2 protein-coding genes are annotated in these 2,618 nt (G+C 59.9%); both read left to right on the top strand.

Features of this window, described 5'->3' with window-relative positions; all coding sequences use genetic code 11:
• A partial coding sequence (locus H5U38_01120; GenBank protein MBC7185614.1) for an efflux RND transporter permease subunit occupies positions 1 to 974 on the top strand: 974 nt, incomplete at its 5' end.
• 477 nt (positions 975 to 1,451) lie between these two features.
• A partial coding sequence (gene mgtE / locus H5U38_01115; protein MBC7185613.1) for a magnesium transporter occupies positions 1,452 to 2,618 on the top strand: 1,167 nt, incomplete at its 3' end.

Here is a 2,618-nt window from a genome sequence, read left to right as displayed (position 1 = left end):
CCAATGTGCGCATCGGCACCCAGATCACCAAACCGGAATACCAGATTTTAGTGGACCGGCTGAGGCTGGCTGACGCCGGGCTATCGACCCAGGCGGTCGCCCAGGCGGCTCGTAACCTGGTGGATGGCGCGGTGGCCACCCAGTTCCGTGAGGCGGGCGAATATTACGACATCCGGGTGATGATCCCGGAGACCAACATTCGCTCCCGACAGGATATTGAAAATCTCTATCTCGACGCGCCGGGTAATCTGAAGTTGCCGCTGCGCACCGTGGCTCAAGTCGTCCCAAGGTTAGGGCCGGTGGAAATCGTACGGGAAGACCAGATGAAACAAATCGTTGTCTCCAGCGATGTGACCGCCGGCGCCAGTATCGGTGAGATGGCCAATGCGGTCAGCGCGGCACTGGCGGAAATTCGTCTGCCGGAAGGGTATTCCTTCGATCTCGGCGGCCAGGTCTATATGATGAAAGAGAGCCAGAGGACGATGCTGCAGATCATCCTGTTTGCCCTGTTCTTCGCCTACGTGATTCTGGCGATTCAATTCAACTCGTTCAAACAGCCGCTGTTGATTTTGCTGGGCGTCCCCTTCTCTTTTGTGGGGGTGGTGGCCGCATTGCTGTTGACTAATTTTCCCGCCGGCGCTACGGTGCTAATCGGCGTGATCATCATGACCGGCGGTATTGCCACCCAGGGTGTGGTGCTGATCTCATTTATCAATGAGTATCGCCGGAAAGGGCTGGAATTGAAAGAAGCCATTCTCGAAGCCGCGCCCTTGCGCGTGCGCCCGATTCTGATGACCCAGGCCACCACGGTGCTGGGACTTTTACCGCTGGCGATCAACTGGGGCGAAGGCGGCGACATGCTGCAGCCTATGGCCATTGCGGTCATCGGCGGCTTGTTGTTCTCACTGTTGGTGACGCTGTTGCTGTTGCCGTGCCTGTACTTTGTCTTCGAAAGGGGAGATTCGAGGGATTAGCTGGTCGTAAGGCCATAGGGGTGGGCGAAATGCATGGCATCCCAAAAGGCAAGGTGGGGCCGAGTGCACTGGCAGTTGCAACCGAGGTGCCACCTCGTGCGGGGACGTTACACACTTGGGGAGTGGGCAACAACACTGGCGCGCCAGCATTTACCTGTTGCAGGTGTGGGAAAATTTTGTATATTTGCACAACCAGACTGATAGCGCCTCCTGGTGGAGGTCACTCCCTGACATTGCTGCTGCCGTCGGCACCGAGGCCTGCGTCGGTGCCCCCGCCGTGGCGAGGTGATGTCGCCCAGGAGGTGTAGAGCTGTGACCTTCGCGGTCTCCTCTCAGACTGAGCCCTCAGACTGTCGCAGTGCGGCAACGGTGCGCCGCCGAAGGAGGGGGAACGCGCGCACGGCCAAGGACTTTGCCCGACAGTCGCCCTTGTACATGCTGGTGTCGATGCTCCCAGGATGCCATGCGAGGTGGCCTATGCTGAAAGAACTGCTGTTGCCGGAGATTCAGGAACTCATCGAGGCCAAGGACTGGCGGACGCTGAAGGAAGCCATTGCCGACTGGCCTGCCCCGGACATCGCCGACCTCCTGGAGAGCTTGCACGAGGCAGATCGTGTGATTCTCTTCCGCTTGCTCCCTCGGCAGCTCGCAGCGGAGGTCTTTGCCGAGTTTGAGCCGGACAAGCAGCGCCAGCTCCTGGAGCGCCTCACCAATGAACAGGTGAAGATGCTTCTCGAAGAGGTTTCTCCGGACGACCGCACCGAGTTGTTCGAGGAACTACCAGGGAAGGTCACACAGCAGCTCATCAATCTCCTTTCGCCCGCTGACCGGCGCGAGGCATTGCAGCTCCTCGGCTACCCGGAGGAGAGCGTCGGCCGATTGATGACTCCTGACTATGTGGCCATCCGCTCGCACTGGAGCATCGAGCAAGCGGTCAGCCACATTCGGCGCTACGGCAGGGACGCGGAGACGATCAACGTCATCTACGTGGTGGACGACGACGACCACTTGTTGGACGACCTGCCCATCCGGCGCATCATCCTGGCGGAACCCAGCCAGAGCGTCGAGTCCATCATGGACCACAAGTACGTAGCCATCGAGGCCAGTGCCGACCAGGAGGAGGCGATCCGGCTGATCCAGCACTACGACCTGAACGCGCTGCCGGTGGTGGACAAGGAGAATGTGCTTCTGGGGATAGTGACCGTCGACGACGTGCTGGACGTCTTGCAGGAAGAGGTTACCGAAGACGTGCACAAAGGCGCGAGCATCGCTCCTTTGGAGACCAGCTACAATGCCGCCTCGTTTTGGAGCCTTTACCGGAAGCGGGTCGGCTGGCTCTCGCTCTTGGCGGTGGCAGGTTTTCTCTCTTCCTCGGTCATTGCCATGTATGAGGAGACGCTGGCGAAGATCGTCGCGCTGGCCTTCTTCATTCCCGTGCTCATCGACAGCGGGGGCAACACCGGCTCGCAGTCGGCGACGCTCATCATTCGTGCTTTGGCGCTCGGCGAGCTCACACCTAAGCGCTGGTTTCAGGTGGTGCGGAAAGAGCTCCTGGTGGGGCTGCTCTTGGGTGCCACGTTAGGATTCATCCTGTTTGTCTGGGGCGAGTACTGGAAAGGGGGGCCACAGGTGGGCGTGGTGGTC

Source organism: Calditrichota bacterium (assembly GCA_014359355.1).
Lineage (GTDB): Bacteria > Zhuqueibacterota > Zhuqueibacteria > JANLFK01 > Oleimicrobiaceae > Oleimicrobium.
The sequence above is the reverse complement of the archived record's forward strand: the minus strand, read 5'-3'. Positions and strand labels throughout refer to the sequence as shown.